Annotated in this window: 21 protein-coding genes and 1 riboswitch; of the genes, 13 read left to right on the top strand and 8 right to left on the bottom strand. The window is 37.7% G+C overall.

Features of this window, described 5'->3' with window-relative positions; all coding sequences use genetic code 11:
- The first annotated feature begins 59 nt into the window (after positions 1 to 59).
- From AC6CH7_RS24745 to AC6CH7_RS24735, 3 genes are read left to right on the top strand one after another with little or no spacing between them, the layout of a single operon-like run.
- Entirely contained in the window at positions 60 to 2,639 is a 2,580-nt protein-coding gene (locus AC6CH7_RS24745) for a putative LPS assembly protein LptD (protein ID WP_498265258.1), read from the top strand.
- 11 nt (positions 2,640 to 2,650) lie between these two features.
- Positions 2,651 to 3,898, top strand: coding sequence for a competence/damage-inducible protein A (locus tag AC6CH7_RS24740; RefSeq protein WP_498265257.1), 1,248 nt, complete (start codon positions 2,651 to 2,653; stop codon positions 3,896 to 3,898).
- A 50-nt stretch (positions 3,899 to 3,948) separates the two neighbouring features.
- On the top strand, positions 3,949 to 5,274 hold the full coding sequence (locus AC6CH7_RS24735) for a dihydrolipoamide acetyltransferase family protein (RefSeq protein WP_498265256.1): 1,326 nt from the start codon (positions 3,949 to 3,951) through the stop codon (positions 5,272 to 5,274).
- Between the two features lie 65 nt (positions 5,275 to 5,339).
- Here AC6CH7_RS24735 and AC6CH7_RS24730 read toward each other — a convergent pair whose 3' ends face one another.
- The 4 genes from AC6CH7_RS24730 to AC6CH7_RS24715 all read right to left on the bottom strand — a co-directional run bounded on the left by AC6CH7_RS24730 (position 5,340) and on the right by AC6CH7_RS24715 (position 10,607).
- On the bottom strand, positions 5,340 to 6,581 hold the full coding sequence (locus AC6CH7_RS24730; RefSeq protein ID WP_498265255.1) for a homoserine dehydrogenase: 1,242 nt from the start codon (positions 6,579 to 6,581) through the stop codon (positions 5,340 to 5,342).
- Between the two features lie 7 nt (positions 6,582 to 6,588).
- Positions 6,589 to 7,647 carry a homoserine O-acetyltransferase family protein gene (locus tag AC6CH7_RS24725; protein ID WP_498265254.1) on the bottom strand — a complete coding sequence of 353 codons (1,059 nt, stop codon included), beginning with the start codon at positions 7,645 to 7,647 and terminating at the stop codon, positions 6,589 to 6,591.
- Positions 7,648 to 7,672: 25 nt separating this feature from the next.
- A complete protein-coding gene (locus AC6CH7_RS24720; RefSeq protein WP_498265253.1) occupies positions 7,673 to 8,977 on the bottom strand; it encodes an O-acetylhomoserine aminocarboxypropyltransferase/cysteine synthase family protein in 1,305 nt (434 codons plus the stop codon).
- A gap of 239 nt (positions 8,978 to 9,216) precedes the next feature.
- A riboswitch (SAM riboswitch) is annotated at positions 9,217 to 9,330 on the bottom strand.
- A 158-nt stretch (positions 9,331 to 9,488) separates the two neighbouring features.
- The gene (locus AC6CH7_RS24715; protein WP_498265252.1) at positions 9,489 to 10,607 is read right to left on the bottom strand and encodes a trans-sulfuration enzyme family protein; all 1,119 of its coding nucleotides are present in this window, start codon (positions 10,605 to 10,607) and stop codon (positions 9,489 to 9,491) included.
- A 118-nt stretch (positions 10,608 to 10,725) separates the two neighbouring features.
- On the opposite strand from AC6CH7_RS24715, the gene AC6CH7_RS24710 reads away from it, so the two are divergent.
- From AC6CH7_RS24710 to AC6CH7_RS24700, 3 genes are all read left to right on the top strand, one after another.
- Positions 10,726 to 11,214: a lipocalin family protein gene (locus AC6CH7_RS24710; protein WP_048904973.1), complete on the top strand. Its 489-nt coding sequence runs from the start codon at positions 10,726 to 10,728 to the stop codon at positions 11,212 to 11,214.
- Between the two features lie 125 nt (positions 11,215 to 11,339).
- A complete protein-coding gene (locus tag AC6CH7_RS24705) occupies positions 11,340 to 12,005 on the top strand; it encodes a FadR/GntR family transcriptional regulator (RefSeq protein ID WP_498265251.1) in 666 nt (221 codons plus the stop codon).
- 39 nt (positions 12,006 to 12,044) lie between these two features.
- Positions 12,045 to 13,277 carry an MFS transporter gene (locus AC6CH7_RS24700; protein ID WP_498265250.1) on the top strand — a complete coding sequence of 411 codons (1,233 nt, stop codon included), beginning with the start codon at positions 12,045 to 12,047 and terminating at the stop codon, positions 13,275 to 13,277.
- Positions 13,278 to 13,334: 57 nt separating this feature from the next.
- Here the strand turns inward: AC6CH7_RS24700 and AC6CH7_RS24695 are convergent, their stop codons facing one another.
- Positions 13,335 to 13,541: a SusD/RagB family nutrient-binding outer membrane lipoprotein gene (locus tag AC6CH7_RS24695; RefSeq protein ID WP_498265249.1), complete on the bottom strand. Its 207-nt coding sequence runs from the start codon at positions 13,539 to 13,541 to the stop codon at positions 13,335 to 13,337.
- 147 nt (positions 13,542 to 13,688) lie between these two features.
- Here AC6CH7_RS24695 and mqnE point away from each other — a divergent pair, with 147 nt between their 5' ends.
- The 5 genes from mqnE to AC6CH7_RS24670 all read left to right on the top strand — a co-directional run bounded on the left by mqnE (position 13,689) and on the right by AC6CH7_RS24670 (position 19,444).
- Complete coding sequence (gene mqnE / locus AC6CH7_RS24690; protein ID WP_498265248.1) at positions 13,689 to 14,882, top strand: aminofutalosine synthase MqnE; 1,194 nt, start codon at positions 13,689 to 13,691, stop codon at positions 14,880 to 14,882.
- Positions 14,882 to 15,493, top strand: a complete 612-nt coding sequence (locus AC6CH7_RS24685; protein WP_498265247.1) for a histidine phosphatase family protein — start codon at positions 14,882 to 14,884, stop codon at positions 15,491 to 15,493. Before mqnE ends, AC6CH7_RS24685 begins: the two co-directional genes overlap by 1 nt.
- A gap of 5 nt (positions 15,494 to 15,498) precedes the next feature.
- Complete coding sequence (locus tag AC6CH7_RS24680; protein WP_498265246.1) at positions 15,499 to 16,224, top strand: menaquinone biosynthetic enzyme MqnA/MqnD family protein; 726 nt, start codon at positions 15,499 to 15,501, stop codon at positions 16,222 to 16,224.
- Positions 16,225 to 16,310: 86 nt separating this feature from the next.
- On the top strand, positions 16,311 to 18,920 hold the full coding sequence (gene mutS / locus AC6CH7_RS24675) for a DNA mismatch repair protein MutS (RefSeq protein ID WP_498265245.1): 2,610 nt from the start codon (positions 16,311 to 16,313) through the stop codon (positions 18,918 to 18,920).
- Between the two features lie 5 nt (positions 18,921 to 18,925).
- Entirely contained in the window at positions 18,926 to 19,444 is a 519-nt protein-coding gene (locus tag AC6CH7_RS24670) for a C40 family peptidase (RefSeq protein WP_498265244.1), read from the top strand.
- A 119-nt stretch (positions 19,445 to 19,563) separates the two neighbouring features.
- Here the strand turns inward: AC6CH7_RS24670 and AC6CH7_RS24665 are convergent, their stop codons facing one another.
- Together AC6CH7_RS24665 and AC6CH7_RS24660 are read right to left on the bottom strand one after the other, a co-directional pair.
- Positions 19,564 to 21,471, bottom strand: coding sequence for a DUF3858 domain-containing protein (locus tag AC6CH7_RS24665; RefSeq protein ID WP_498265243.1), 1,908 nt, complete (start codon positions 21,469 to 21,471; stop codon positions 19,564 to 19,566).
- Positions 21,472 to 23,448 (bottom strand): DUF3857 domain-containing protein, encoded by a 1,977-nt coding sequence (locus AC6CH7_RS24660; RefSeq protein ID WP_498265242.1) that lies wholly within the window; start codon positions 23,446 to 23,448, stop codon positions 21,472 to 21,474.
- A 151-nt stretch (positions 23,449 to 23,599) separates the two neighbouring features.
- Between AC6CH7_RS24660 and AC6CH7_RS24655 the strand changes: the two genes are divergently transcribed.
- Positions 23,600 to 24,604, top strand: coding sequence for an exonuclease domain-containing protein (locus AC6CH7_RS24655; protein WP_498265241.1), 1,005 nt, complete (start codon positions 23,600 to 23,602; stop codon positions 24,602 to 24,604).
- A 46-nt stretch (positions 24,605 to 24,650) separates the two neighbouring features.
- Here the strand turns inward: AC6CH7_RS24655 and queG are convergent, their stop codons facing one another.
- Entirely contained in the window at positions 24,651 to 25,592 is a 942-nt protein-coding gene (queG, locus tag AC6CH7_RS24650; protein ID WP_498265240.1) for a tRNA epoxyqueuosine(34) reductase QueG, read from the bottom strand.
- Between the two features lie 76 nt (positions 25,593 to 25,668).
- On the opposite strand from queG, the gene AC6CH7_RS24645 reads away from it, so the two are divergent.
- On the top strand, positions 25,669 to 25,878 hold the full coding sequence (locus tag AC6CH7_RS24645) for a hypothetical protein (RefSeq protein WP_498265239.1): 210 nt from the start codon (positions 25,669 to 25,671) through the stop codon (positions 25,876 to 25,878).
- The last annotated feature ends 10 nt before the right edge of the window (positions 25,879 to 25,888 follow it).

The following is a 25,888-nucleotide window of genomic DNA, read 5'->3' as shown; positions in this document are numbered from 1 at the left end:
ACATCATTTTTTTAAACTTCATTGTTTTATTAACATCTGTTGGTAATCGAGCCCTCGCTTTGAACAATTTTTCATGGCAACAAGTAATTAAACAAGCAGACACTACTAAGAAAGGTAACGCACAAACTGCGCCAAAAGATACGATTGCCAGTGAGAAAATAGAATACTCTGCTCAGGATTCCAGTTTTGTTGATAAGGAGAAAGAAATGGTTTATCTATATGGTAAAGCCAGAGTTAAGTATCAAGACTTTGAACTTGATGCGGACTATATTACTTACAATTCAAAAACTAATGAGATTTATGCCAGTGGAAGAACTGATGCTAAAGGAAAATATGTAGGTAGACCTATTGTTAAAATGACCGGGCAATCTACATCTCTTGCAGACTCACTATTTTATAATACAGAAACCAGTATTGGTCGGATATGGGGCGTATATACAGAGCAGGAGGGAGGATTCTTTACCGGAGGTAAAGCAAAGAAGCAACCGGATGATGAAATTCACAGTAAAGGACAGACCTATAGTACTTGTAATTTACCACATCCACACTTTGGTATTTATATTACAAAGGGTATTGTGACTGAAAATCAGATTATTACCGGTCCGGTATATTTAAAAATAGAGGACATTCCTTTACCTATTGGCTTGCCCTTTGCATTTTTCCCCAAGCCTAACAAAAAATCGTCTGGAGTCATTTTGCCAAGTCCGGGTGAAGATTATACAAGAGGTTTCTTTTTGCGGGACGGGGGGTATTACCTTGGTCTAAATGATTACTGGGATGCAAAAATGTTGGCTACAATTTATACCAGAGGTTCATACGAAGGTTCATTGCTCTCTAATTATACAAAGAGATATAAGTACAATGGTAACATAAATTTCCGATATTCAAATTCAAGGTACGGTTTGGAAGGTACACCTGAATATACACCAAGAAAGGATTTTAACCTGCAGTGGACACACAGTCAGAATGCAAACGCCAAACCCGGTACAACATTTTCTGCTTCGGTAGACGCCGGTACGAGTTCATTTAATGAAAACACGGCAGGTGGTAGTAGTTATGATTATAGCCAGTTTACTAAAAATACCTTAAGATCATCAATATCTTATGGTCGTGTTTTTGGTAATGGTATCACCCTTGGTGTTGCGGCAGATGGTTCGCAGGAAACACAAAATAAGTCTGTCAGCTTAAGATTACCCGACATAAGTTTAAGTGTTCCAACCTTTAATCCATTTGATTCAAAGGATAGGTTAGGGGAACAAAAATGGTATCAAAAGATAACGGTTGGTTATAGTATGCAAGCTAGTAACACGATTACAACAACTGAGGATCAGCTATTTAAAAGAGAGTCGCTTAATAAATTTAAAAATGGGGTTAGTCACCAGATCCCTATAAATATGGCCTTTAATATATTGAATTATTTTAATTTCAATACAGGTGTATCCTATACGGAGAGATGGCAATTTCAAACTGTGCGTAAATCTTATTTAAAGGTTTTAAACAACAGTGACCAGGAGATAATTGACACGGTTGCAGGTTTTAAACGCAATGGCGAGTATAGCTTAAACATGGGCGTGTCTACAAAGATTTATAGTACGGCTCAGTTTACGAAGTTTGGTAATTTCAAGGCATTGAGGCATGTGATGACTCCTCAGGTAAGCTTTAGCTACAGACCAGATTTTTCTGATTTAGCTAAAGGATATTATAAACTCGCTTACTATACCGACGGAACTCCAAAAATTGGATCGGACGGACAGCAACAAAAATATTCAATTTTTGAAGGCTCACCTTATGGATTTCCGGGAGCTGGCCGCTCTGCCTCAATTTCATTTAGTTTAGACAATACAGTCGAGGCAAAGGTGCTTACTCCAAATGATACTACAGGAAAAGGCGATAAAAAAATTCCTATTATCCAGGGTTTGAGTATTAGCGGTTCATACAACTTTCTGGCCCCAAGCTTTAAGCTATCGACACTTGGATTTAGTGGACGTTCACAGTTTACAGATAAGTTGGGCATAAATTATTATGGTACTTTAGATCCCTATAGATATGCCGATACTGTAGATGTTTTGACAGGAAAGGTGAGCAGGAAACTGATCGATGATTACGTTTGGAATGTGGGTAAATTACCTCGTTTAACTAATTTTGGTTTCTCCTTTAATTATAGCTTAAATCCGGAGGCTTTAAAAAAGAAGAATGAAAACGAACAGAATTTAAAGGATAAAGCTGCTAAGACAGGTATGACACCTGAGCAGTCAGAGGAACTTGCTAAAGTAAGCAGGGACCCTAATGCATTTGTGGATTTTAAAATTCCGTGGAACTTTGCCTTTAGCTACACTTTTAATTACAATACAGACAGGTTGGGACAAAATTCAACGATCACCAATACATTGAATTTTAATGGTGATGCCAACATTACCCCGAAATGGAAAGTCCAGTTTAACTCCGGTTGGGATTTTAAGGCGAGTACCTTCTCGCAAACCTCTTTGGCTATATACCGGGATTTACATTGCTGGGATATGAGCTTTAGCTGGATCCCTTTTGGTGCGTATCAGTTTTATTCTGTAGACATCAAAGTAAAAGCATCAGTGCTTCAGGATTTAAAACTGAGCAAGAGAAAGAATTACTATACCCGATTCTAATATTTGAATTTATGCTAGCTGAAATAATAACGATAGGAGACGAGATGCTTATTGGTCAGATTGTAGATACCAATTCCGCCTGGATGGCCAAAGAACTTAATCTGATAGGAATTAAAGTAAAACAAATTACCTCAGTATCTGACGATGCTGATCATATAACTGAAGCTTTAGCGCTTGCCGAAAAAAGAGCTAAAGTGATTTTGATTACTGGTGGGTTAGGCCCCACTAAAGATGATATTACAAAAATAACCCTAGCTAAATATTTTAATATGGGACTTAGGAGGGATGAGGATACATTGGGCCACATTACTGAGATCTTTAAAAGACACAACAGGCCAATGATTGAATCTAATATAAAACAGGCCGATGTTCCAGAGGGTTGTACTGTTATCAAAAATGAGAACGGGACAGCGCCTTGCATGTGGTTTGAGCATAATGGAAACATCATTGTATCTATGCCAGGGGTTCCGTTTGAAATGATGTATCTGATGCAGGAACAGATTCTTCCACGCTTAAAAGGAGCATTTAAACTTCCGTTCATTGTTCATAAAACCATACTTACCGCTAATATAGGAGAGTCTTTTTTAGCAGCTGAAATTGAAGATATTGAAAATAGCTTACCTGAGCATATTAAACTTGCCTACCTGCCAAGACTAGGTCAGGTACGTTTAAGATTGAGCAGTACAGGAACTGATGAAGTAATACTGAAAAATGAGGTAGAACTTTATGCTCAGCAGATTATTGCTAAAGTAAAGAAAAACGTTGTTGTAGAAGAGGATATTGCCCTTGAAAAGGCAATTCTAAATATAATGGAGGAGAGAAAGCTTACACTTTCGACGGCCGAAAGTTGCACCGGTGGTTATATTGCCCACTTGATTACACAACATCCCGGATGTTCATCTGTTTATGTTGGAGGGGCAGTAGTCTATTCTTATGAACTTAAGGAATCAGTTTTAGGTGTTAGCCCTCAAACCCTAAATAATTACGGTGCAGTGAGCGAACAGACTGTAAAAGAAATGGCGCGGGGAGCAATAGATCATTTTAAAACAGATTATGCTGTAGCGGTAAGTGGAATTGCTGGTCCGGATGGCGGTCTGCCTGGTAAACCCGTTGGTACCGTGTGGATTGCCGTAGCGAGTAGTAAGCGCGTTGTGGCAAGGGTTTATAGTTTTGGAAATAAAAGAGCGCAAAACATAGAACGTTCAGCCATAGCGGCTTTGACCATGATTTTGAATGAACTTAACCAATATGGGGATTAAGTGTTCAAAATACTTTACTTTTGCATCCGATATCAATCATGAAATAAAAAATGGCTCAATACGAATTATTGTTACCTAAAATGGGGGAAAGTGTTGCAGAAGCAACCATCATTAAATGGGTTAAACAACCCGGAGATATGATAGAGATGGATGATACGGTTCTGGAAATTGCTACAGATAAGGTTGATTCTGAAGTTCCATCACCAATAGCAGGTAAGCTAATTAAACAGTTGTTCACCGAAGATGAAATTGTGCAGGTAGGTACAGTAATTGCGATTATAGAAACCGACGCTGAAACGACAGAAGATGTCCCGGTTACCATGCCAGCAGCGGAACAGCCTATTATTGAAAGTATTCCGGGAACAGAACAACTGGTGTCAAATGATGCCGGGGAAGCTACGAAAGAAGATAGTGGTTCTGATCGTTTTTATTCTCCTTTAGTAAAAAATATAGCCGCACAGGAAAATATTGAAACAAGTGAATTAGATACAATATCTGGTACAGGTGCTGATGGACGTTTGACTAAGGATGACTTGTTAAATTATATTCAAAATAAAAGAGGAGGTGCATCGTCAATACCTCCTGCTCCGCAAACAGCTAAAATTGAAGCGTCTGTTAAAGAAGAAGCTGTTAAGCCTGTATCTCAGCCATTGACAAGTATAAGTGGCGGTGATGAGATTATCGAGATGGATAGGATGCGTAAATTAATTGCCGAACATATGGTAATGAGTAAGCATACTTCGGCGCACGTAACCTCATTTGTGGAAGCAGATGTGACCAATCTGGTCTTATGGCGTGATAAAGTGAAAGGCAGCTTTGAAAAACGCGAAAATGAAAAGATTACTTTTACCCCCTTATTTATAGAAGCTGTTGCCAAGGCAATAAAAGATTATCCAATGATCAACGTTTCCATAAATGGAAACCAGATTATTAAAAAGAGAGACATTAACATCGGCATGGCAGCTGCTTTACCTAGTGGCAACCTGATTGTTCCTGTTATTAAAAATGCAGATCAGTTTAATTTGGTTGGATTAACTAAATCGGTAAACGATTTGGCAAAACGTGCACGTATTTCTAAGCTTAAGCCTGATGAAACGCAAAATGGAACGTTTACATTAACTAACGTAGGTTCTTTTGGTAATGTAATGGGAACACCGATTATTAATCAACCTCAGGTAGCTATTTTAGCCGTAGGCGCAATTAAAAAGAAACCAGCAGTATTAGAAACAGAGTTTGGGGATGTGATCGCTATACGCCATATGATGTTCCTTTCGCTTTCATATGACCACCGTGTTGTAGATGGCGCGTTGGGTGGCTCTTTTGTAAGAAGGGTAGCTGATTATCTTGAAAATTGGGATTTGAATAGAGAAATATAAAACAACATAAAGCAAAAGGCCCCATTAGGGGCCTTTTTACTATCAAAACAAAGCAAAAATAATAACTAGTTAAATATTACTTCCTCTTCAGAAACCTTTAGGATTTGCTGTTCGGTGTAAGTGTACCTACCAGTATGAGCAATAAAAACATCCTTTTGCTCAAGAAGGTCGCGGTTAGCCAATAAAGTTTTCAGGCTTACATTTCCAATGACATATTTGTAATCATTACGGGAGAACCGCTCAATAATATTATCTATCTGAAGCTTTTCCAATGTGTACTCATGGGTGTAACGCAGGTAAACTTCAATGTTTACATTATCAGTATGAACTAATCCGTTATGCTGATGATATTTCTTATACTCATAGCGGTAATCATACCTTAAGGCAGCTATATCTGATAAAACAGCTGCTCCGGTAGGATGTCCGCCGGCACCTTTTCCAAAGAAAAACTGCTTATCAGCAAAGGCGGCCTGAACCGTTACACCGTTATATTCGTTTTCTACATTGAACAGGAAATCATCAGATTTTACAAACTTTGGCAATACATAAGTAATGATTTGCTTGGTACTTATTTTACGGGCAGTAGGTACAAGTTTAATTTTAAAGTTCTTCTCCCTGGCATACTTAATGTCGTGCTCTGATAAGTTCTGAATGCCTACATTGAGTATCTTATTAGGATCAATAAATAACCCGTAAGCATGAGCAGTCGCAATAGCCAGCTTAAATTTAGGATCATAGCCCCCAACATCCAGAATAGGATTAGATTCAGCAAAACCAAGATCTTGTGCCTGTTTTAATGCAACGCCATATTCAAGATTTTCATTAAATATTTTCGATAGAATGTAGTTAGATGACCCGTTGAATATTCCACTTATACCGTGTAGTAATTCATTGTCGTAATATTCTTCCAGATTACGGATGATGGGTATGCTGCCACAAACTGCACCTTCGTATAGTAGAGAAGCATTGTGTTTTTCTTGCAATTCAACCAGTTCGGCCAGATGAGTGGCAATCATTTTTTTGTTGGCAGAAACTACATTTTTGCCGCTAATTAATGCTCTTTTAACGATGTTGTACGCAATCTCTGCGTCATCAATTAATTCAACTACAGTGTTGATTTCACTATTGTCTAATATTTCATCATGATTTGTGGTGAAAAGATGTGCCTCAAGGCTACGTTTTTTCTCAGGATTTTTAATAGCTATTTTAACGATCTCAAGGTTGAGGTCCTGACCGCGAATAATATCATGCAATCCTTGTCCAACAACTCCAAAACCAAATAAACCGATCTTAAGTTTCTTACTCATCTAAATGCTATGCTGTTTTATGTAATTTAATTATTTTCTTATTGGCACTTTCTTTTAAGAATGTGCCAATAATGTTGGTTAATATGTCTGTCTCAATTAAAAAACCATCGTGGCCATAAGCAGAGCTAATACTTTGGAGTGCTGCTCCCTGAATATGCTTTGCTAAGAATTCTTGTTCACAAAGCGGGAATAGCACATCGTTTTCAATTCCTATTACCAGTGTATTTGCTTTAACCAATGCCAAGGCATCAACAATACTTTTTCTGCTTCGGCCAACATTATGGCTGTCCATAGCTTTGCTTAGGTACCAATAGCTATAGGCATTAAAGCGTTTACATAGTTTTTCGCCCTGATAATTCTGGTAAGAGGCAGCTCTGAATGAACCCGTTTTGTCATTTACACTTTCTAATTGTGTAGCTGAATATGCCTCATAGGTACGGTAAGATAATAAAGCAATGCTCCTTGCAGCCTTTAACCCTTTTAAGCCACCATCTGGCTGCTGTGCGTAAAATGTACGATCAGTGCTGATGGCTAAACGCTGACTCTCATTAAATGCAATTCCCCATGGCGAGTGTACTGCATTTGTCGCTACAAGAATTAGATTGTCTACGCTTTTGCTATCCGTAATGGCCCATTCCAATGCTTGTTGTCCGCCTAAAGAACCGCCAATTAACACTTTAATGTGTTGAATCTCAAGATGTGTTGCAAGCAGGCGGTGAGCAGCTACCAAATCTCTTATCGTAAATTCTGGAAAAGCAAGGTAATAGGGTTGCCCCGTTACCGGATTTATACTTAGCGGGTTGGTTGTACCGTAATTAGAACCTAATACATTTGCACAAATGATAAAGTGTTCCTCAGGGTTAAACAGATCGTTATTACCGAAAAGTCCTTTCCACCAGTCTAAAACATCAGCATTGGCTGTAAGTGCATGGCATACCCAGATCGCATTATCTTTCTTCGCATTTAGTTTGCCATAAGTTTGATAAGCAACTTCTAATTTGCGTAGTTTTTTCCCGTTCTCCAGTTTAAACAACTTTGTATGCGTATATGTGGCAGTAGTACTCATTCTTTAGATCTTGTAGCGTTTTATTTTATTTGTTTATAGCAGCAAAGGCTTGTTCGAAATCAGCCTTGATATCATCTATGTGTTCAATTCCTACTGAAACACGTAGCTGGCTGGCAGTAATGCCTGCTGCAATTTGTTCTTGGTCACTTAGCTGTTGATGCGTAGTTGCTGAGGGTTGTATGATAAGGGTTTTTGCATCACCCAGGTTTGCAAGGTGACTAACAAGCTTAAGATTGTCTACCAATGCCGTTGCTTTTTCTTTATCACCATGTAGTTCAAAAGATAGCACTGCACCGAAACCATTCTTTAAATATTTTTTGGCATTGGCATGGTATGGGCTGCTTTCAAGTCCAGGATAATTAACACTTTTCACAGCATCATGGCGCTCCAACCAGGTTGCCAGTGCAAGTGTGTTGTCTACGTGCCGTTGCACGCGAAGCGATAAAGTTTCTAATCCCTGAATTAAAAGGAAAGAATTGAAAGGAGAGATGGCCGGGCCAAAATCCCTTAAGCCTTCAACGCGGGCACGAATAATGAATTGAATATTTCCAAAGGGACCACCAATTCCAAAAACATCATTAAAAATTAAACCATGATATCCTTCCGATGGTTCGGTAAATTGAGGGAATTTACCATTTCCCCAGTTGTAATTTCCGCCATCTACTATTACTCCGCCAATACTGGTGCCGTGTCCGCCAATCCATTTGGTAGCAGATTGAACAACAATATGGGCCCCGTGTTCTAAAGGTTTAAATAGGTAACCGGCTGCACCAAAAGTATTATCTACTATTAGTGGTAAATCGTGTCTGTTGGCAATGGCAGATAATTTTTCGAAATCAGCAATACTAAAAGCCGGATTACCAATGGTTTCTAAATATATAGCTTTGGTATTTGCATCGATTTTTGTTTCAAAATCATTAGCATCATCACCATTAGCGAATCTAACCTCAATACCAAGACGTTTAAAGCTTACTTTGAACTGATTATATGATCCACCATATAAATGAGATGAGGATACAAAATTGTCACCTGCTTGTAGGATGTTATTTAACGCAATAAATTGAGCTGCCTGTCCCGAAGCTACTGCTAAAGCAGCCACACCGCCTTCAAGCGCTGCTACTCTTTTTTCGAAAACATCTGTTGTTGGATTCATGATCCTGGTATAAATGTTTCCGAATTCCTTTAGCGCAAATAAGTTTGCACCGTGTTCAGAGTTCTTAAAGCCGTAAGAGGTGGTTTGATATATTGGAACAGCTCTTGATCCTGTTGTAGGATCAATTTCCTGACCTGCATGTACTTGTAATGTTTCGAATTTATGTGATGTTGACATGTTATATTTAGTTTTAAGTGGTTCCTGTTATGTTTTTGATTAGATACGTTATAAGATTTTTAGCTTCGGAAACGTATACGGTTGTTAAGCGTACCCCTGCAAGGGGCCTTCCGTATGAATGTGAAATGCAAAAGGAAGATTTGTAAATTATAGTATGCAACAGCACATGCAATTAGCCTGCTGAGGATAACAATAATTTAACAGATTTGAAGTAATTCTTACAGTTTTCATTTTGTTTCAATTTATCTTTCCAAACGACACCACGTCTTTTGGTCAGGAATTGGCACCTTCTCCATCTTGGGAGGGTTGCCAGTGGGTCAAAGAGCCTGTCTCTCGCCACTTCTTTATAAATCAAACCTTTTATTAAGGAAGGTTGACTTGATTAGCTTTCGCTAAATGATACTGCAAATGTAGATTTAAGTTAATAAATATCCAAAATTATATTTTGGATATTTATTAACTCGTTGTTTTACAGCGCTGTAAATTGGTTTTTTGATGGATTAGCTTGGTTTTATCCGGCAAGTGCCTGATCTAAATCTGCTATTAAGTCATCTATATGTTCAAGTCCAACAGATATCCGAATTAAATTTTGTGGGGTTTTGGTGTCCGGTCCTTCAACAGATGCACGGTGTTCTATTAAACTTTCAACTCCACCTAAACTTGTAGCCTGCGCAAAGAGTTTAACTCTATTAACCACTTTTCTGGCCTCATCAGATCCTCCTTTAACTAAAACTGATAACATTCCTCCAAAGCCGGTCATTTGCTTTTTTGCTATGTCATGCTGAGGATGGGTTGTTAATCCTGGATAATAAACTGCTACAATAGCAGCATGTTTTTCCAGGTGTAATGCTAAAGCCATTCCATTAGCGCAGTGGCCACGCATACGATATGCCAATGTTTTGATGCTTCTTACCAACAGGAAACAATCGAAAGGAGAGGGTACTGCTCCGCCAACTTGCTGTATATTTCTGATCTTTTCCCAAAATTCATTTTTTTCTGCGGTGATAAGTACACCACCAAGAACATCACTATGGCCACCAATGTATTTTGTTGACGAGTGCATAACAATATCAGCCCCAAAATCAATTGGATTTTGCAAGCATGGCGAAGCAAAAGTGCTGTCGCAGGCAAGGATAAGGTTGTTTTCCTTAGCAATTTTGGAAACTCCGGCAACGTCTGTAATTTTTAATAATGGATTTGAGGGGGTTTCTACCCATATCAGTACTGTATTCTTTTTAATGAATTTTGCTATGTTATCAAGGTTAGTAAGATCTATAAAATCAATTTCAAGGATGTCTTTAAAGATCGTCTGCAATTGTTTTTTAAAACCCCAGTACATGTCATCAGGAGCAATGATATGGCTCCCTGGCTTTAAAGCTTGAAAAACTGCCATCCCCGCTGTATTTCCTGAAGAGAATGCACAGGCTTCTACGCCTTTTTCCAATTCTGAAAGCGCATTTTCTAATGCTGATCTATTTGGATTACTCACTCTGCTATACATGTGTCCACCAGAGTAGCCACCGTCTTCATTTCTCAGGAAGGTGGTAGATAGATTTATAGGGGGGGTGACATCGTTAGTACTGACTTTGTATAAATTTCCAGCATGTATTGCAAGTGTTTCTGGCTTCATTATTACGGGGTTAAAAGTTAAGATTGGGCATAAGATGTAACAAAGTTAAGGGTATAATATTATTCACCTTGAGTTTTGGCAAGATTTATGTAATTGAATTATCAAATTAAAGAAGAATATGAAAAGAATATTACTGATAGCAGCCATTTTATGCAGTTCGTTAATGGTTTTGCAAAGTTGTTCACCTAAAGGTGGTGCAACTCAAAGTTTAAAGAAAGGTAATGTAACTGGTAATTGGGTTTTAAATGATATTACATTTGAAGGCTTGCCGCAATCAGCAGTAAAATCATTATTTGATGAAGGTTCTTACACTTGTTTTCAAGGAAGTACCTGGAGCCTTACTAACAGCGGTAATGGAAGTTATACCTTACCAGGTGGTGGAGCGTGTACTGCAAAAACTCAGAAAATATACTGGTCAGTAAGTCCTGCAGATGAGACATTCCAATTCAAAAAGATCTTTGAAGGTGAAAAAGCCAAAAACGTAACCTCTGGTTACAGATCGGTATTGTCTTCTACAGATGGCAACAGCATGGTTATTAAATCACCAGTAGAATACGGAGCAAAAACTGCTTACATTGTATTGAATTTTACAAAAGCAGCAAAATAAGCGTAAAATAGTTTGGTTTAGGGAAAAGGGTTCAATTCGTTTTGAGCCCTTTTTTTATGGATTTCTTTTGTTTGATATCTTTTATTATCTACATTTGAATTCATCTGATGATATGATGAATCAATATGAAGAATCTTATACAAAAAAAGTCTTTGGCGGATGAAGTAGCCGCACGATTAAGTGAACAGATTTCTCTTGGACAATACAAAGTGAATGAACAGTTGCCGATAGAGCCGGAATTGATGAAAAACTTTGGTGTTGGGCGTTCAACGATAAGGGAAGCCATCAAAATATTAGCCAACTCAGGATTGCTCAGGGTTCAGCAAGGAGTTGGAACTTTTGTAGATCAGCTAACAGCAAATAGGGAGCCTATGGATTTGCGGTTAAAGCGTGCTAACGTTAAAGATCTGGATGAGGTCAGGCAATTACTGGAAATGAAAATTGCAGAGAAAGCGGCACTTAACAGAACTGAAAGTGATATTTTGACAATAAGAAACCATCTCGAAAACAGAAGAAAGGCAGCTAAAGAAGGACTGTTAGAAGAGTGTATTGACGCAGACGTGCAATTTCATATCTCAATTGCTGAAGCTTCAAAGAATGAAATACTGGCCGATTTATATAAATCAGCCTCCATTCATTTAAAAAATTGGTTCCTTCAAACACACTCAGATGCCAGAGCCTTTGAAGAAACTTACATATATCATGAGCAACTGCTTAAAAGCATTATCGCTGGAGATCCTAAAAAGGCGTGGAACATTGCAGCAAAAATATTAGGACACATATCTCAATAAAAATTTATAATAATTCATCAGATGATCTGATCTAAAAATATGGAAAAAACATCTTTTACAAACACTACCGTTATCGACACAAAGAGAGTTACACAGCAAACAGTATTCTCTATTTTATTCACAATTAGTTTTACCCATTTACTTAATGATATGCTTCAGGCAGTAATTCCTGCTGTATATCCTGTAATAAAAGAAAAGTTCAGTCTTACTTTTGCTCAAATAGGTCTTATCACTTTAACTTATCAGCTAACGGCATCAATTTTGCAGCCCTTTATTGGTTTTTATACGGATAAGAGGCCCCGTCCGTATTCACTTGCTATTGCAATGGGCTTTACACTCTGTGGACTTGTAGCCGTGTCTTTTGCGTCCAGCTTTTTAAATATCCTTCTTGCGGTAAGTTTAATAGGAGTTGGGTCTTCAATATTTCATCCGGAATCTTCCAGGGTGGCACATTTAGCTTCCGGAGGTAAAAAGGGACTTGCACAATCTATTTTTCAGCTGGGTGGAAATGCGGGTAGTGCTATTGGTCCGCTTTTAGCAGCAATTATAGTTGTCCCTTATGGTCAATTTTACATTATATGGTTTTCATTAGCTGCAATTTTAGGTATTCTAGTACTGTCTAGAGTTGCAAAATGGTATCAGGAACAATTGGCATTAAAGGCATTAAATAAAAGTATTGTTAAGGAAGAGATTCATCATAATTTATCAAAGAACCGAGTGGTACTTTCCTTAGGTATTTTAATGGTACTTATCTTTTCAAAATACTTCTATATGGCTAGTATGACTAGCTATTACACATTCTACCTAATGGACAAATTTAATGTGTCGGTGCAGCAGTCTCAAGTCTACCTATTTGCTTTTTTAGGGGCAGTTGCTGCCGGTACGTTAATTGGAGGACCATTAGGAGACAGATTTGGCCGTAAGTATATCATCTGGATTTCGATTCTAGGTGCGGCGCCATTCACATTACTGTTGCCATATGTTTCTTTATTCTGGACAGGTGCTTTATCTGTTATTATCGGCCTAATTATTTCTTCTGCATTTTCTGCAATACTGGTTTATGCAACCGAATTGGTACCCGGAAAGGTTGGCATGATTGCAGGATTGTTTTTTGGTTTTGCCTTTGGTATGGGCGGATTAGGCTCTGCAGTTTTGGGTAAGCTGGCTGATCAGACCAGTATTGAATATGTATTTAAAATTTGTGCTTTTCTTCCTTTGATTGGGGTTTTTACCGGATTCCTCCCAAATATCGAAGGCAGTAAAAAACGATAATTTTTGCGCTCAACTGTACTCCTTTATTCATTAAATAGTATGAATTGGGAGTACTTTTTATTTATCCCACCATAGCCTTGAGGTCAAAGCATCACCACCATTTAATCTGGCAACTGCAGCTTTGTAGTTCACAGGATTATTCAAAGCTTCAGATGATAAGTATATCATTCTTCTGGGGATGGTTCCGTTAGTTACATTACCGATATAGTTAACAGGTATCAATTTAGGGTAGTCTGATCTTTTCCATGTACGCTGCCTTAGCAACTGTCTGAAAAACAGCTAAGTGATCTGGTAAATAGGTTCGTAAAGTAGCTGCCGATTAGCGCTCTTTACATAATACTGACAGGTAAAATCCCTTAAAAAGGGGTTATCTGTTGATTTTATCTTACTTTTGTTCATTATACGTTATAAATGGATACTACTTCAAAACTAGCTCTGATTTTAAACGATCCAGATCTGCCTGAGGCACTTAAAGCAGTTGCACAAAAGGTACAAAATCAAGAAAGGATTACTTTTGACGAGGGTGTTTACCTTTATGAACATGCCGAACTTGGGTATCTTGGTACTTTAGCTAATCACATAAGAGAGCAAAAGCACGGTGATAAAACTTATTTTAACCGTAATTTTCATCTGGAGCCGACTAACCTTTGTGTTTACGACTGTAAATTCTGTTCCTATTCCCGCTTAATTAAACAGAAAGAAGAGGGCTGGGCCCTAACGATGGAGGAAATGCTCGATGTAGTTAAAAAGTATGACAACGAACCTGTTACCGAAGTACATATTGTGGGTGGGGTTTTACCTCAATACGATGTGGCCTTTTATTCAGCGCTGTTTACGGCAATAAAAAAACACCGCCCTGAGCTTCATGTTAAAGCATTAACACCCGTAGAATACCATTATATATTTAAAAAGGCTAAAATTGACTACGCCACTGGTATGAAGTTAATGAAAGAGGCCGGGTTAGAGTCAATTCCTGGAGGAGGGGCAGAGATCTTTCATCCTGAGGTAAGAGACCTGATATCTAAAGATAAATGTACCGGCGAACAATGGCTGGCTATACACGAAGAATGGCATAAGCTGGGGATGCGTTCTAATGCAACTATGTTATACGGTCATATCGAAAGATATGAACATCGTATAGATCATATGGAGCAATTACGTCAGTTACAAGATAAGACAGGAGGTTTCCAGACTTTTATTCCTCTTAAATTCAGAAATCAGCACAACCAGATGAGTAATGTGCCAGAAGTATCTGTAATTGAAGATCTGAGGAACTATGCAATTGCGCGTATTTACATGGATAACTTTGATCACATTAAAGCCTATTGGGCAATGATCAGCAGGCAAACTGCTCAACTTTCATTGAACTTTGGAGTAGACGATATAGATGGTACCTTAGACGATACCACTAAAATCTATTCAATGGCTGGTGCCGAAGAGCAAACTCCTGCAATGAGTACACAAGACCTCGTAAATCTGATAAAACAGGTGAAACGTCAACCCATTGAAAGAGATACTTTATATAATGTTGTAACAGATTACACTGATTTCATTTTTGAGGATGAAGTGAAACCTCAATACTACAAATTACCCGTAATTAACTAATGGATAAGGAAATATATATCATCAGACATGGTGAAACAGAATTAAATAAACTAGGAATTGTACAAGGCAGGGGAATAAACAGCGACCTTAATGATACCGGACGGAGTCAGGCTGCTTCATTTTATGCCATGTATAAAGATGTACCATTTGAAAAGGTTTATACCTCAAAGTTAAAACGTACTCATCAAACAGTTCAGGGATTTATTGATGCCGGAATTCCATGGGAACAGGTAGCAGGTTTAGATGAGCTTGCATGGGGCAAGTGGGAAGGGAAACCTAATGATGATAATGCTATAGCAGCGTTTAAAGCAATAGTTACAGCCTGGGATGAAGGTGATTATGATGCACATTTTGAAGGTGGAGAAAGCCCTAATCAGGTTTTAGCCAGACTTAAAGAAGCGGTAGACCTGATCAAATCCAAAAAAGATGAAAAGCTGATCTTGGTTTGTATGCATGGCCGTGCAATGCGTTTATTGCTGTGCTTGCTTATGAATAAACCTTTGTCCGAGATGGGAGATTTCCCGCACCAAAATACAACACTTTATAAAGTTGAACTTACTGGCGATGAATTTAACATCATTGAGTTTAATAATACCGACCATTTAAAATAATTCCTTTGAGTAATATTAAAATATCTGCAGTTTCCTACACAAATACTAAGCCCTTCATTTACGGAATTGAGCATTCGGAAATTTTAAATAAGATAGATCTAAGTTTAGATATTCCTTCAGATTGTGCTGCTAAATTAATTAACAACCAGGTTGATATAGGATTAATTCCTGTTGCGGCAATACCGCATGTGCCTAATGCTAATATTGTTGCAGATTACTGTATTGGCTCTGTTGGTGCAGTAAACTCAGTGTTTATTTTTAGCGACGTTGAAGTTTCAGAAATTAAAACGGTAAGATTAGATAGTCATTCCCGTACTTCAAATAATCTTGCAAAAGTATTATTGAAATTTCACTGGAAACTGGATGTAGAATTTACTACAGATATCGATGCAAAAACTGATGCAATAGTGTTAATTGGCGATAGAACTTTTGGTAAAAAGGCTGATTATGCTTTTGCTTATGATATGGGGCAGGAATGGATGGGTTTTACAGGACTGCCATTTGTTTATGCCGCCTGGGTTGCCAATAAAACTATTCCTCAGTCTTTTATTAAAGAATTTAATGAGGCATTGGCTTTTGGGTTAGGTCATCGTGCAGAACTGTTAAAAAAATTACCTGCTCGCGATGATTTTGATTTGAATGATTACCTTTTTCATAAGCTTGATTTTGACCTTACTGAAAAGAAAAGAGAAGCACTGGATTTATTCCTTTCTTACATTGCCCGGCTTTAAACCTATAAACATTTTTTAAATTTTCAACAAATCATAAAGCCTACACATCAAGATAGTATCTTTACGATTTTGTAAACAGAATCATTTTGGCTAAAGATAATACTAAAGAAACCCCGTTAATGCAACAATACAATGCTATTAAAGCAAAGTATCCCGGAGCATTATTGCTATTTAGGGTTGGCGATTTCTATGAAACATTTGGCGAGGATGCGGTTAAAACGGCACAGATATTAGGTATCGTACTTACCAGAAGAGGCACAGGGCCAAATGGCGCTTTGGAATTAGCTGGTTTTCCTCATCATTCATTAGATAATTATCTTTCAAAGTTAGTTAGGGCAGGCCAGAGGGTGGCGATTTGCGATCAGCTGGAAGATCCCAAAACAACAAAAACAATTGTTAAAAGAGGGGTTACAGAACTGGTTACACCAGGGGTGGCTTACAATGACAATATATTAAGCCAAAAATCTAACAATTATCTGGCTGCCGTTTATTTCGATAAAAATTCAATAGGTGTATCTTTTGCAGATATCTCAACTGGCGAATTCCTAGTTGCACAGGGTGATGCCGAATACATAGATAAACTTTTACAAGGTTTTAAGCCAAATGAAGTAGTTTTTCAGAAAAGCAAAAGAAAAGAGTTCCTGGAAAATTTTGGCGACAAGTTTTATACTTTTCACCTGGATGACTGGGCATTTACCAGTGATTACGCTAATGAAATTCTAACCAAACACTTTGAAGTAACTTCTTTAAAAGGATTTGGTGTCGATAAACTGCAAACCGGTATTGTAGCTGCGGGAGTTGTTCTTCATTATTTAAACGAAACGGAGCACCGTAATTTAAAGCACATTTCTTCCATCTCTCGTTTAGAAGAGGATAACTATGTGTGGTTAGATCGCTTTACCATCAGAAACCTGGAATTGGTTAGTTCTACAAATGATAATGCCATTACGCTTTTCGAAGTGCTTGATCAAACATCAACCCCAATGGGTGCCCGTTTGCTGCACAAATGGATCATAATGCCATTAAAAGAATTAAAACCTATCGAGGAGCGTTTAGGCGTGGTAGGCTTCCTGATTAAAAAAGAACCGCTTTTAGAAGAATTCTTAACCCATATTAAGCAGATTGGTGATTTAGAAAGATTGATTTCTAAAGTAGGGCTACAAAAAGTAGGCCCAAGGGAACTTTGTCAGCTAAAAAAAGCACTGTATCATATAGAATCTGTTAAAAAGATAGCAGAAGAGGTAAAGAACCCTTTCTTGTCCGTTCTTGCAGATCAGCTGAATCCATGTTTAACCATCAGAGAAAAGCTCGAAAGAGAATTACAGCAAGATCCCCCCGCTTTATTAATCAAGGGGAATGTAATAGCTGATGGGATTGACGAGGATCTCGACAGGCTTAGAAAAATAGCCTTCGGCGGTAAAGATTACCTGGTTGAAATTCAAAAGAGAGAAGCTGCCATCACTGGTATCCCGTCGTTAAAAGTAGCCTTTAACAATGTTTTCGGTTATTACCTTGAAGTTACCCATACCCATAAAGATAAAGTACCTGCAGACTGGATCAGAAAACAAACACTTGTAAATGCGGAAAGATACATTACACCTGAACTAAAGCAATACGAAGAGCAGATACTTGGTGCGGAAGAAAAAATTCAGCAGATAGAGATTCGTTTGTACAATGAATTGGTGTATCAGGTAGCTGTATATATTAAGCAGATTCAGTTAAATGCCTTCCAGATAGCTCAATTAGATGTGTTATTGTGCTTTGCCCAGCTGGCTATTAAAAATCACTACGTTAAGCCCGAAATTACTACAGGAAAAGCGTTAGATATTAAAGGCGGAAGGCACCCTGTAATAGAAAAAAGATTGCCTGTAGGCGAGGAGTACATCACCAATGATGTGTTTTTAGATAATGATACTCAGCAGATTATTATCATCACCGGTCCCAATATGTCGGGTAAGTCCGCTATTTTAAGGCAAACAGGTCTCATTGTTCTAATGGCCCAAATGGGTTGTTTTGTGCCTGCAAAAGCTGCAAGTATAGGGCTAATAGATAAGATATTTACGCGTGTAGGTGCTTCCGATAACCTTTCTTCAGGTGAGAGTACATTCATGGTAGAAATGAATGAAACTGCAAGTATCCTAAACAATATATCAGATAACAGTCTAATTCTGCTTGATGAAATTGGTAGGGGAACAAGTACTTACGATGGTATTTCTATTGCCTGGGCAATTGCAGAGTTTCTGCATACGCATCCAACCGCACGCCCAAAAACATTGTTTGCTACCCACTATCATGAGTTAAATGAACTTGCCAACACCATGAGCCGCGTTAAAAACTTTAATGTATCTATTAAAGAGGTCTCAAATAAAGTGATCTTCCTACGTAAACTGATACCAGGTGGCAGCGAGCACAGTTTTGGTATACATGTTGCTAAAATGGCTGGTATGCCTCCTAAACTGATCAATAGGGCAAATGAGATCCTTAAAAAACTTGAAATAGACAGAACAGAAGGACAAAGTATTAAAGATAGTATTAAGAAGGTTCAAAATCAGGCTTATCAGTTGCAGATGTTTGCTATTGATGATCCTGTTTTAGTGAAAATAAGAGATACACTTAATAATCTGGATGTGAATATACTTACTCCGGTTGAAGCGCTTTTAAAGCTCGATGAAATACAACGGATAATAAAACAATAAAGGCTATGATGATTTTGAATACGCAGAAAAACAATGTTAAAGCTGTACTATTTGTACTTATGTTAATCGTGTTGTCTTCTTGCGGTTCAAGAAAAGCAAGTGTAAAACCTAACCCAAATTCAGCATCTAAGATTGCTTATGCGATGTCCCATTTAAAAAGCAAGCAATTGTATCGCTTTATTAACGACTGGACAGGGGTAAGGTATCGTTTGGGTGGACTAGATAAACGTGGTGTTGATTGCTCTGGCTTTGCTTTCTTATTGCAGAAAGATATTTATGGCAATAGCTTACCCAGAAGGTCCCGCGATCAGGCCGAAACAATTAAAGAAAAAAGCATTAGTCAGTTAAAAGAAGGAGATCTTATCTTTTTCTCTTTCGGCGGCGGTACAGTAGATCATGTTGGAATATACCTTAACGACACATATTTTGTTCATGCATCTACAACCCGTGGGGTAGTGGTTGATGACTTAACCCTTCCTGCTTACCAAAAAGCGATGGTTAAAGCAGGTTCTTTTAAAAACTAAATTATGTCAGAACAGAAACAAGATTCATTTTGGAATAAGTATAAACGCTTTGCTACAACCGAAATTCTGATGTACCTCATCATGATTATCGGAATAGCCCTTGGAATTATATTTCTAAGTTAATTCGTTTTAAAAATCACCTTACTATTATCTGAACTGCTTACCTCACTAAAGAAACGCATAAAGCTTTCATAATTATCAGCTGGGTATGTTCCATTATTTAAAACAAATTTTCTGTTATATATCAACTTTTTACCCTCCATTGTAACCTTTATCGCATAGCTGCCAAATGGCGATTTAATTTCTCTGTCGTTAGGTTTAGCCTCAATACTATATCCTTCAGGCAGGTTGTATATTATTTCATCTTCATCAGTAAAGCCTCTGTTCACATATACGGGTAATGTTCTGTTTCTAACCTCGGGAATGGAGTTGGTTTTGTTAAATGCATTCAGTACCATGTAGATTCTGTCATTTGTACGGGGCGCATACTTCTGAATAGTTAGATCTAAGGATTCTGAGGTTACCGGATTACTATCTTTTCTTTGGGCAAGTTTAAGATTGCTAAAATCAATATTGTCAATGTCATACTCTTCTTTTAACAATTTTAACTGCTCAGATGAGGGTTTACTAATGATACGACGGTAATTGTCATACTGGGAGCCACTAAAGTCGGTGTGAAGCTTGCCATTAACATTTCCATCCTTATCTAAATTAAGCTCTGCCTTACGTTTTAGCAGGCTTGCAGCAGTAGTTAAGGCTGGTGTTTTTAGTAATTTGCCGCCTTCTTCTGTGCAGGCCAATACAACACGGTCGTCAGTAAAACTTCCTAAATATCCAAACGGACTATCCTGACTGGTACATTCTAACCAGGTGGTATCACTTTTAAGTGGTACGCACAAAATGATATGGTTTCCCTGATCCATACTTGCAAAATCAGCATCGATGCTCTTTTTATAGGTATCGCCATATACCACGCAATAAAGACTGTTTATACCCACGGCTTTTAATAAACTTTGTGTGTAGTTTACCAGGGCTTTACAGTCGCCATAAGAAACACGGTGCACTTCTGCCGCTTCAAAAGGCTGGAATCCACCTATACCAATCTGTACACTAATGTATCTTGTTTTCTTTTGCACATACTCATAGATCTTTTTTGCCTTCTCTTTATCACTGTTTAATCCTTTTACCAGGTTGTTCATCTCCTGTATAATATCCGGCGAAAGTGTTTGTCTTGTCTTTACAAGGTCATCATAAACCCACTTTCCTAATTCCTGCCAGTTACTATAACTTCCTTTATGTCCATAATAAGTAAATTGCTCCGGCGCAATTTTTACATAGGTAAGGTAATTGTCAGGATCAGGAGCATAAGGCTCACGCTTAATCGCGCTTAGGTTAGTCACCTTCCATGTCCGGCTAATAACCTTATCTGATTTTACTGCCTCTGCATTCCCTTTGTAGTTGTATTCTTTTATGCGTATTTTATCATCGGGCCTGGAGATAAAGGTATAACTGGTTTTCTCTACAGAAACATCAGAATAGGGAGTAGCATACCAGTCAGGGATGATTAGATTTTGTTTAAACCGGATTTCATATTCGTACGAGATCGTATAAGGATAAGTTAAAACATTAGGATTATACCTCTTAATCCGGGCATCTTCAAACAGCGAGAAATCACTAACAGCACTTTCATCCAGGAAGTTACTTAAGGTAAACTTCCCGGTTGGCTTTCCAAAAGAATCCATAATAATTCCCTTTACACCTTTAATGGAGGTGGCTTTGTTGTAAAAGAGTGCCAAAGCTGCCACCTGATCTCCGTTCTTATTCAGAACAGTAATGGCTTTTTTAACATTAAGGATAACATTCTCTGGAGCACGCATATCTACGGTAGTCTCCATGTTTCTGATTACAGCATTAGCACGACTTTTTAATGCAGAAGGAATGTTTGCTACATTATAATCTGGTTGGTCCTGAGCGTATCCCTTAAAGACAACAGCAATAAAAATCAGAAGTAATAATCTCTTCAACATTTACTTGGTTTTTTTAAATACAATATCAGTTTTTTGTGATTGTATAATCCGGCTATAAAATTCTTTCAGTGATAAATATTCATCAGATTCGTAAATGGGTTTATTGAATTGAAGCATTTCATTGAAAACAAAAGAATCGTCTTGCATTGCTGTTGAGGCGAGATATTTCCCCCCATTATCTGCAAGAGCCATTGACATATCTTTCGGTTTATCAATTACAGAAATATTAGCAGGAAGTTTGATGATCATGGTAATTCTTTGTTCGCTTGCCGCTCCCATATCAACAGGATAAGTCCTTTCATTTAAATTGAATGGGTTTTTAGTAATACGGTTAATAAAGAATGGATTAAAATATGATTGATCGGCATTTAAATTGTCAAAAACCTTCATTTCAACCTCATACTCTTCTACTAGCGTGTTGTCCAGACTATCAACATTTTCTATGGAATGTTTCAGTATGCTTATTCCCGGCATTTGTTCGTCTAACTTTTCTACGTATTCATCTACAGAGTTAGCTGCTACAATACGCTGGCGCTTTTTAAGTGCAGCATATCCCAATGAGTAAGTAGTTAATTTGCCCTTTAGTTTTCCATCCGCAGTTAATTCAGCATTAAGAATATACTTTGTTGATTCTTTTTGACTGGCTTTTAAATCGTACCAGTAAGACGGTTTCTTTAAATTAATAACTCTGCCATTTCCATTTATACAATGTAACGGTAGCAGGCCAAATGGTAATAGGGGCTCTGTTGCATCCAATAAATAGCTTTTATCACCAATATTAACCTTTGCAACCACATAATTAAAATCGCTGATTACCGGAAAAAGGTTGTTAACTACCCCATTTGCCCTGGTTGATAAGATTACGGCTTCAGCATCCAGATCTGCGGCACTTAAAGCAGCAATTAATGCGAAATTTATATCTCCGGTATTTCCTGAATGCTTTTCAAGCGCAGTTTTAATGTTGTTCTCACTGTAAATACCGATGAAACCATTCATTTTTATGTTCTTTCCAATGTAAGTGTAAATGGCTTTTGCCTTGCTTAAATCATCACTGGCTTTGCCCAAGATTTGAGGCATCAACTCTTTAAATACATCTTTTCGCTTCATTTGAGCGCCGAATGATTTGTCTGAATTTAACTCATAATCAACATCTTTCCAGGTCTTGGTGATACTTTTTTTACCACCATTAAGCATAACATAATCAGAAAGTTCGTAGTAAATAGCTGATCTGAAGTTACTTGGGGCAGTCATATAATCCTCTTCAACCAAAGCCGGAACGTCCTTCATAATATAGGTCATTTTCGAACAGTCAATCTTGTTTCCTGCAATCATCAGGCACTCTTTCTTCAATTCTGCATTCTGCTTGGCAAGTTTCTGCCCTCCTCTTAACGAAACATTGTAATTATAGATGGCAGGAATATTGGCTATATACTCACTGTGTAACTTAGGAATGTCCGATTGAAATTCCCAGGTTTTAAAGTTGAAGATAGTGGGCAAACGCTGTCGGTAGCTATATTCAATAATGCTCCCATCCATTAGGTTTGGCATCGTAAATTTTGTTAGCGAAACGTATTTGTTCTTTTTCTCATTAAATACTTTTTTCTTATCCAGCTCAGTTTTAACCAGCTGACCATTTACAAAATTTATTGTCGTAGCTTTTAATTCTTTAATTTCATCTTCATCATCCCGATATATCCTCAATGGAATTACAATATTTCCATGGTTAAAACCTTCTTTATTGAAAATTTTAATGCGTACATGATATTCAAAGTCAATATAGGTTTTGCCGGTTGCATTATCCAGTTGAACAGCTGCGGTGCCAAATTCTCTAATAACCATAGCATTGGCATTGCTATCTAGTTGTGTGTTTTTTAATTCAATATCACTTCCCGTAATTCTTGCATACTCAAAATCCTGAGCATAAGAATAACTAATCGAAAAAAACGATAAAAGAAGCGCAATGGAAAGAGGTTTCATAATGGAGCGATATTATATAGCAGTATTGATACAGCAAAGGAAATAAAAATATATATTAAAACCATTTGTTTCCGAATTTAATGCATTCTCAAATAAGTTAAGGTTTAATGGATGATTTTTACGACTTTTGAAGAGCTACAAAATGTTAGAAATGAAATTATATTTAAATCGTCCGCTTGCTTTTTTTGATTTAGAAACTACCGGAGTTAATGTTGGTGCCGATCGTATAGTAGAAATTGCCATACTAAAAGCTATGCCTGATGGCTCAGAACTGATTAAAACACTTCGTATTAATCCTGAAATGCCTATCCCATTACAATCGTCATTAATTCATGGAATTTATGATAAAGATATTGCCAACGAGCCAACATTTAAAGATGTAGCACAAGAGCTTTCCGATTTTATTGGCGATGCTGATTTAGCAGGATATAACTCAAACAGATTTGATATTCCTGTATTGCTCGAAGAGTTTCTAAGAGCAGGAGTAGATTTTGATATGTCTGACAGGAAGTTTGTAGATGTTCAGAATATATTCCATCAAATGGAGCAACGTACCTTACGTGCTGCATATAAATTCTACTGCGATAAAGATATTGTAAATGCGCATTCTGCAGAAGCAGATATCACAGCTACTTATCATGTTTTATTGGCTCAAATTGAGCGCTATAAGGACACAGAATTTGAAGATAAGCAAGGTAATATATCAAAACCGGTTCAGAACAGTGTAGAAGCACTTCATACTTTTACAAATATGAATAAACCCGTGGATTTTGCAGGCCGCATGGTTTTTAATGAAGATAACCAAGAGATTTTCAACTTCGGAAAACACAAAGGCAAAACTGTAGAGCAGGTTTTTGATACTGAACCTAGTTACTATGCCTGGATGAAACAGGGTGATTTTCCTTTATACACCAAGAAAAAACTAGGCGAAATTTGGGATAGATGGAATAAAAAGAAGGAAAAGCTTAAACTTGAGAAACAACAGCAACAAGGGCAACAGTCGCAGGCCCCTAAGCAGGCACAGCCCCATGTAGCAAATAAGCCTAACCCAAGCCAGTCAAAACCGGTCTTTAAACCTCAGCCTAAAAAAGAAAAACCTGCGGTTGATGTGACCAATGATATGTTGGAGCAGCTTAAAATGAAGTTCGGGAAATAGATACGAGATTCGAAAAATATAAATGATTAAGAACTACCCGGAGTAACTATCCCGGTAGTTTTTTTATGAAATCTATATTCCTGGTAAGTCCTTTGAATTTAGTTCTTTTAACCGCCGAGTTCTTAAATATATTTTTAAATACATCTTCGGTAATGTCAAGCCAGTCTTCCCGTTTCATGTTTAGCAGGTTCTCTTTAGGCTGAAACTTAGGCTCAGAGTGAGGAACAGAGAATCTGTTCCAGGGGCACACATCCTGACAAATATCACATCCGAACATCCAGTTTTCCATCTTATCATTAAAAGTATTAGGGATTTCGTCTCTTAACTCGATCGTTAAATAAGAAATACACTTTTTGGCATCAATAATAAATGGCGATAAGATCGCATCGGTAGGGCAGGCATCTATGCATTTGGTACACGTTCCGCAATGATCAGTTTCAAAAGCATTATCATATTCCAGGTCTAAGTCTACAATAAGTTCGGCCAGAAAGAAGAATGAGCCACTTTTTTTGCTGATCAGGTTACTGTTTTTCCCGATCCATCCAATGCCTGCACGTTTTGCCCATGCACGGTCCAGAACAGGGGCTGAATCTACAAAAGCGCGCCCATTGACCTCACCAATTTCTTCTGAAATAAAATTGAGCAATTGAAACAGCTTGTCTTTAATTACCAGGTGGTAATCTGTACCGTAAGCATACTTAGATATTTTTGGTGCATCAGGATCAGTCTGTTGCTCTTCCGGGAAATAGTTTAATGTGAGCGATATCACAGATTTTGAATCATCTACCAATAATCTTGGGTCCAGGCGTTTATCGAAATGATTCTCCATGTAGGCCATTTCTCCATGGTAATTATTATTTAACCATTTCTCAAGCCTTGGCGCTTCATCTTCAAGGAATTCAGCTTTGGCAATACCGCATTGCATGAAGCCTAACCGAAGGGCTTCATCCTTAATCATTTTGCTGTATTTTGCTGAATTACTATTCATGAAATGCAAAGATAATCTTTGCATTTCAAACCTTTGAGTTCTTTAATTGTTTATTAAGTAACTAAAATTTACTGTTATGGATAATTTAGATGTTAAACACTCAGAGGATCCACTAAAGCCTCATAAGCCAATCGAAACGAATTATTCAAAGCATCAGGCTGATCCGGGACCTTCACGTCAGGCTGTAGATGAATACGATAAAAATGGGGCTGCTCCAGTATTAAAATGGATAATTCCTATTCTTGTTGTTGCTTTGTTGATCTATTGGCTGTTTTTTAAAGGCTAATGGAGTATAA

The sequence above is a fragment of the Pedobacter sp. GQ55 genome (assembly GCF_059758925.1).
The sequence above is the reverse complement of the archived record's forward strand: the minus strand, read 5'-3'. Positions and strand labels throughout refer to the sequence as shown.

Bases quoted from the DNA above. Each gene is read 5' to 3' on its own strand.
- AC6CH7_RS24740 (WP_498265257.1), top strand. From the start codon at position 2,651: ATGCTAGCTGAAATAATAACGATAGGAGACGAGATGCTTATTGGTCAG.
- AC6CH7_RS24735 (WP_498265256.1), top strand. From the start codon at position 3,949: ATGGCTCAATACGAATTATTGTTACCTAAAATGGGGGAAAGTGTTGCA.
- AC6CH7_RS24730 (WP_498265255.1), bottom strand. From the start codon at position 6,581: ATGAGTAAGAAACTTAAGATCGGTTTATTTGGTTTTGGAGTTGTTGGA.
- AC6CH7_RS24725 (WP_498265254.1), bottom strand. From the start codon at position 7,647: ATGAGTACTACTGCCACATATACGCATACAAAGTTGTTTAAACTGGAG.
- AC6CH7_RS24720 (WP_498265253.1), bottom strand. From the start codon at position 8,977: ATGTCAACATCACATAAATTCGAAACATTACAAGTACATGCAGGTCAG.
- AC6CH7_RS24715 (WP_498265252.1), bottom strand. From the start codon at position 10,607: ATGAAGCCAGAAACACTTGCAATACATGCTGGAAATTTATACAAAGTC.
- AC6CH7_RS24710 (WP_048904973.1), top strand. From the start codon at position 10,726: ATGAAAAGAATATTACTGATAGCAGCCATTTTATGCAGTTCGTTAATG.
- AC6CH7_RS24705 (WP_498265251.1), top strand. From the start codon at position 11,340: ATGAAGAATCTTATACAAAAAAAGTCTTTGGCGGATGAAGTAGCCGCA.
- AC6CH7_RS24700 (WP_498265250.1), top strand. From the start codon at position 12,045: ATGGAAAAAACATCTTTTACAAACACTACCGTTATCGACACAAAGAGA.
- mqnE (WP_498265248.1), top strand. From the start codon at position 13,689: ATGGATACTACTTCAAAACTAGCTCTGATTTTAAACGATCCAGATCTG.
- AC6CH7_RS24685 (WP_498265247.1), top strand. From the start codon at position 14,882: ATGGATAAGGAAATATATATCATCAGACATGGTGAAACAGAATTAAAT.
- AC6CH7_RS24670 (WP_498265244.1), top strand. From the start codon at position 18,926: ATGATGATTTTGAATACGCAGAAAAACAATGTTAAAGCTGTACTATTT.
- AC6CH7_RS24665 (WP_498265243.1), bottom strand. From the start codon at position 21,471: ATGTTGAAGAGATTATTACTTCTGATTTTTATTGCTGTTGTCTTTAAG.
- AC6CH7_RS24660 (WP_498265242.1), bottom strand. From the start codon at position 23,448: ATGAAACCTCTTTCCATTGCGCTTCTTTTATCGTTTTTTTCGATTAGT.
- AC6CH7_RS24655 (WP_498265241.1), top strand. From the start codon at position 23,600: ATGAAATTATATTTAAATCGTCCGCTTGCTTTTTTTGATTTAGAAACT.
- queG (WP_498265240.1), bottom strand. From the start codon at position 25,592: ATGAATAGTAATTCAGCAAAATACAGCAAAATGATTAAGGATGAAGCC.
- AC6CH7_RS24645 (WP_498265239.1), top strand. From the start codon at position 25,669: ATGGATAATTTAGATGTTAAACACTCAGAGGATCCACTAAAGCCTCAT.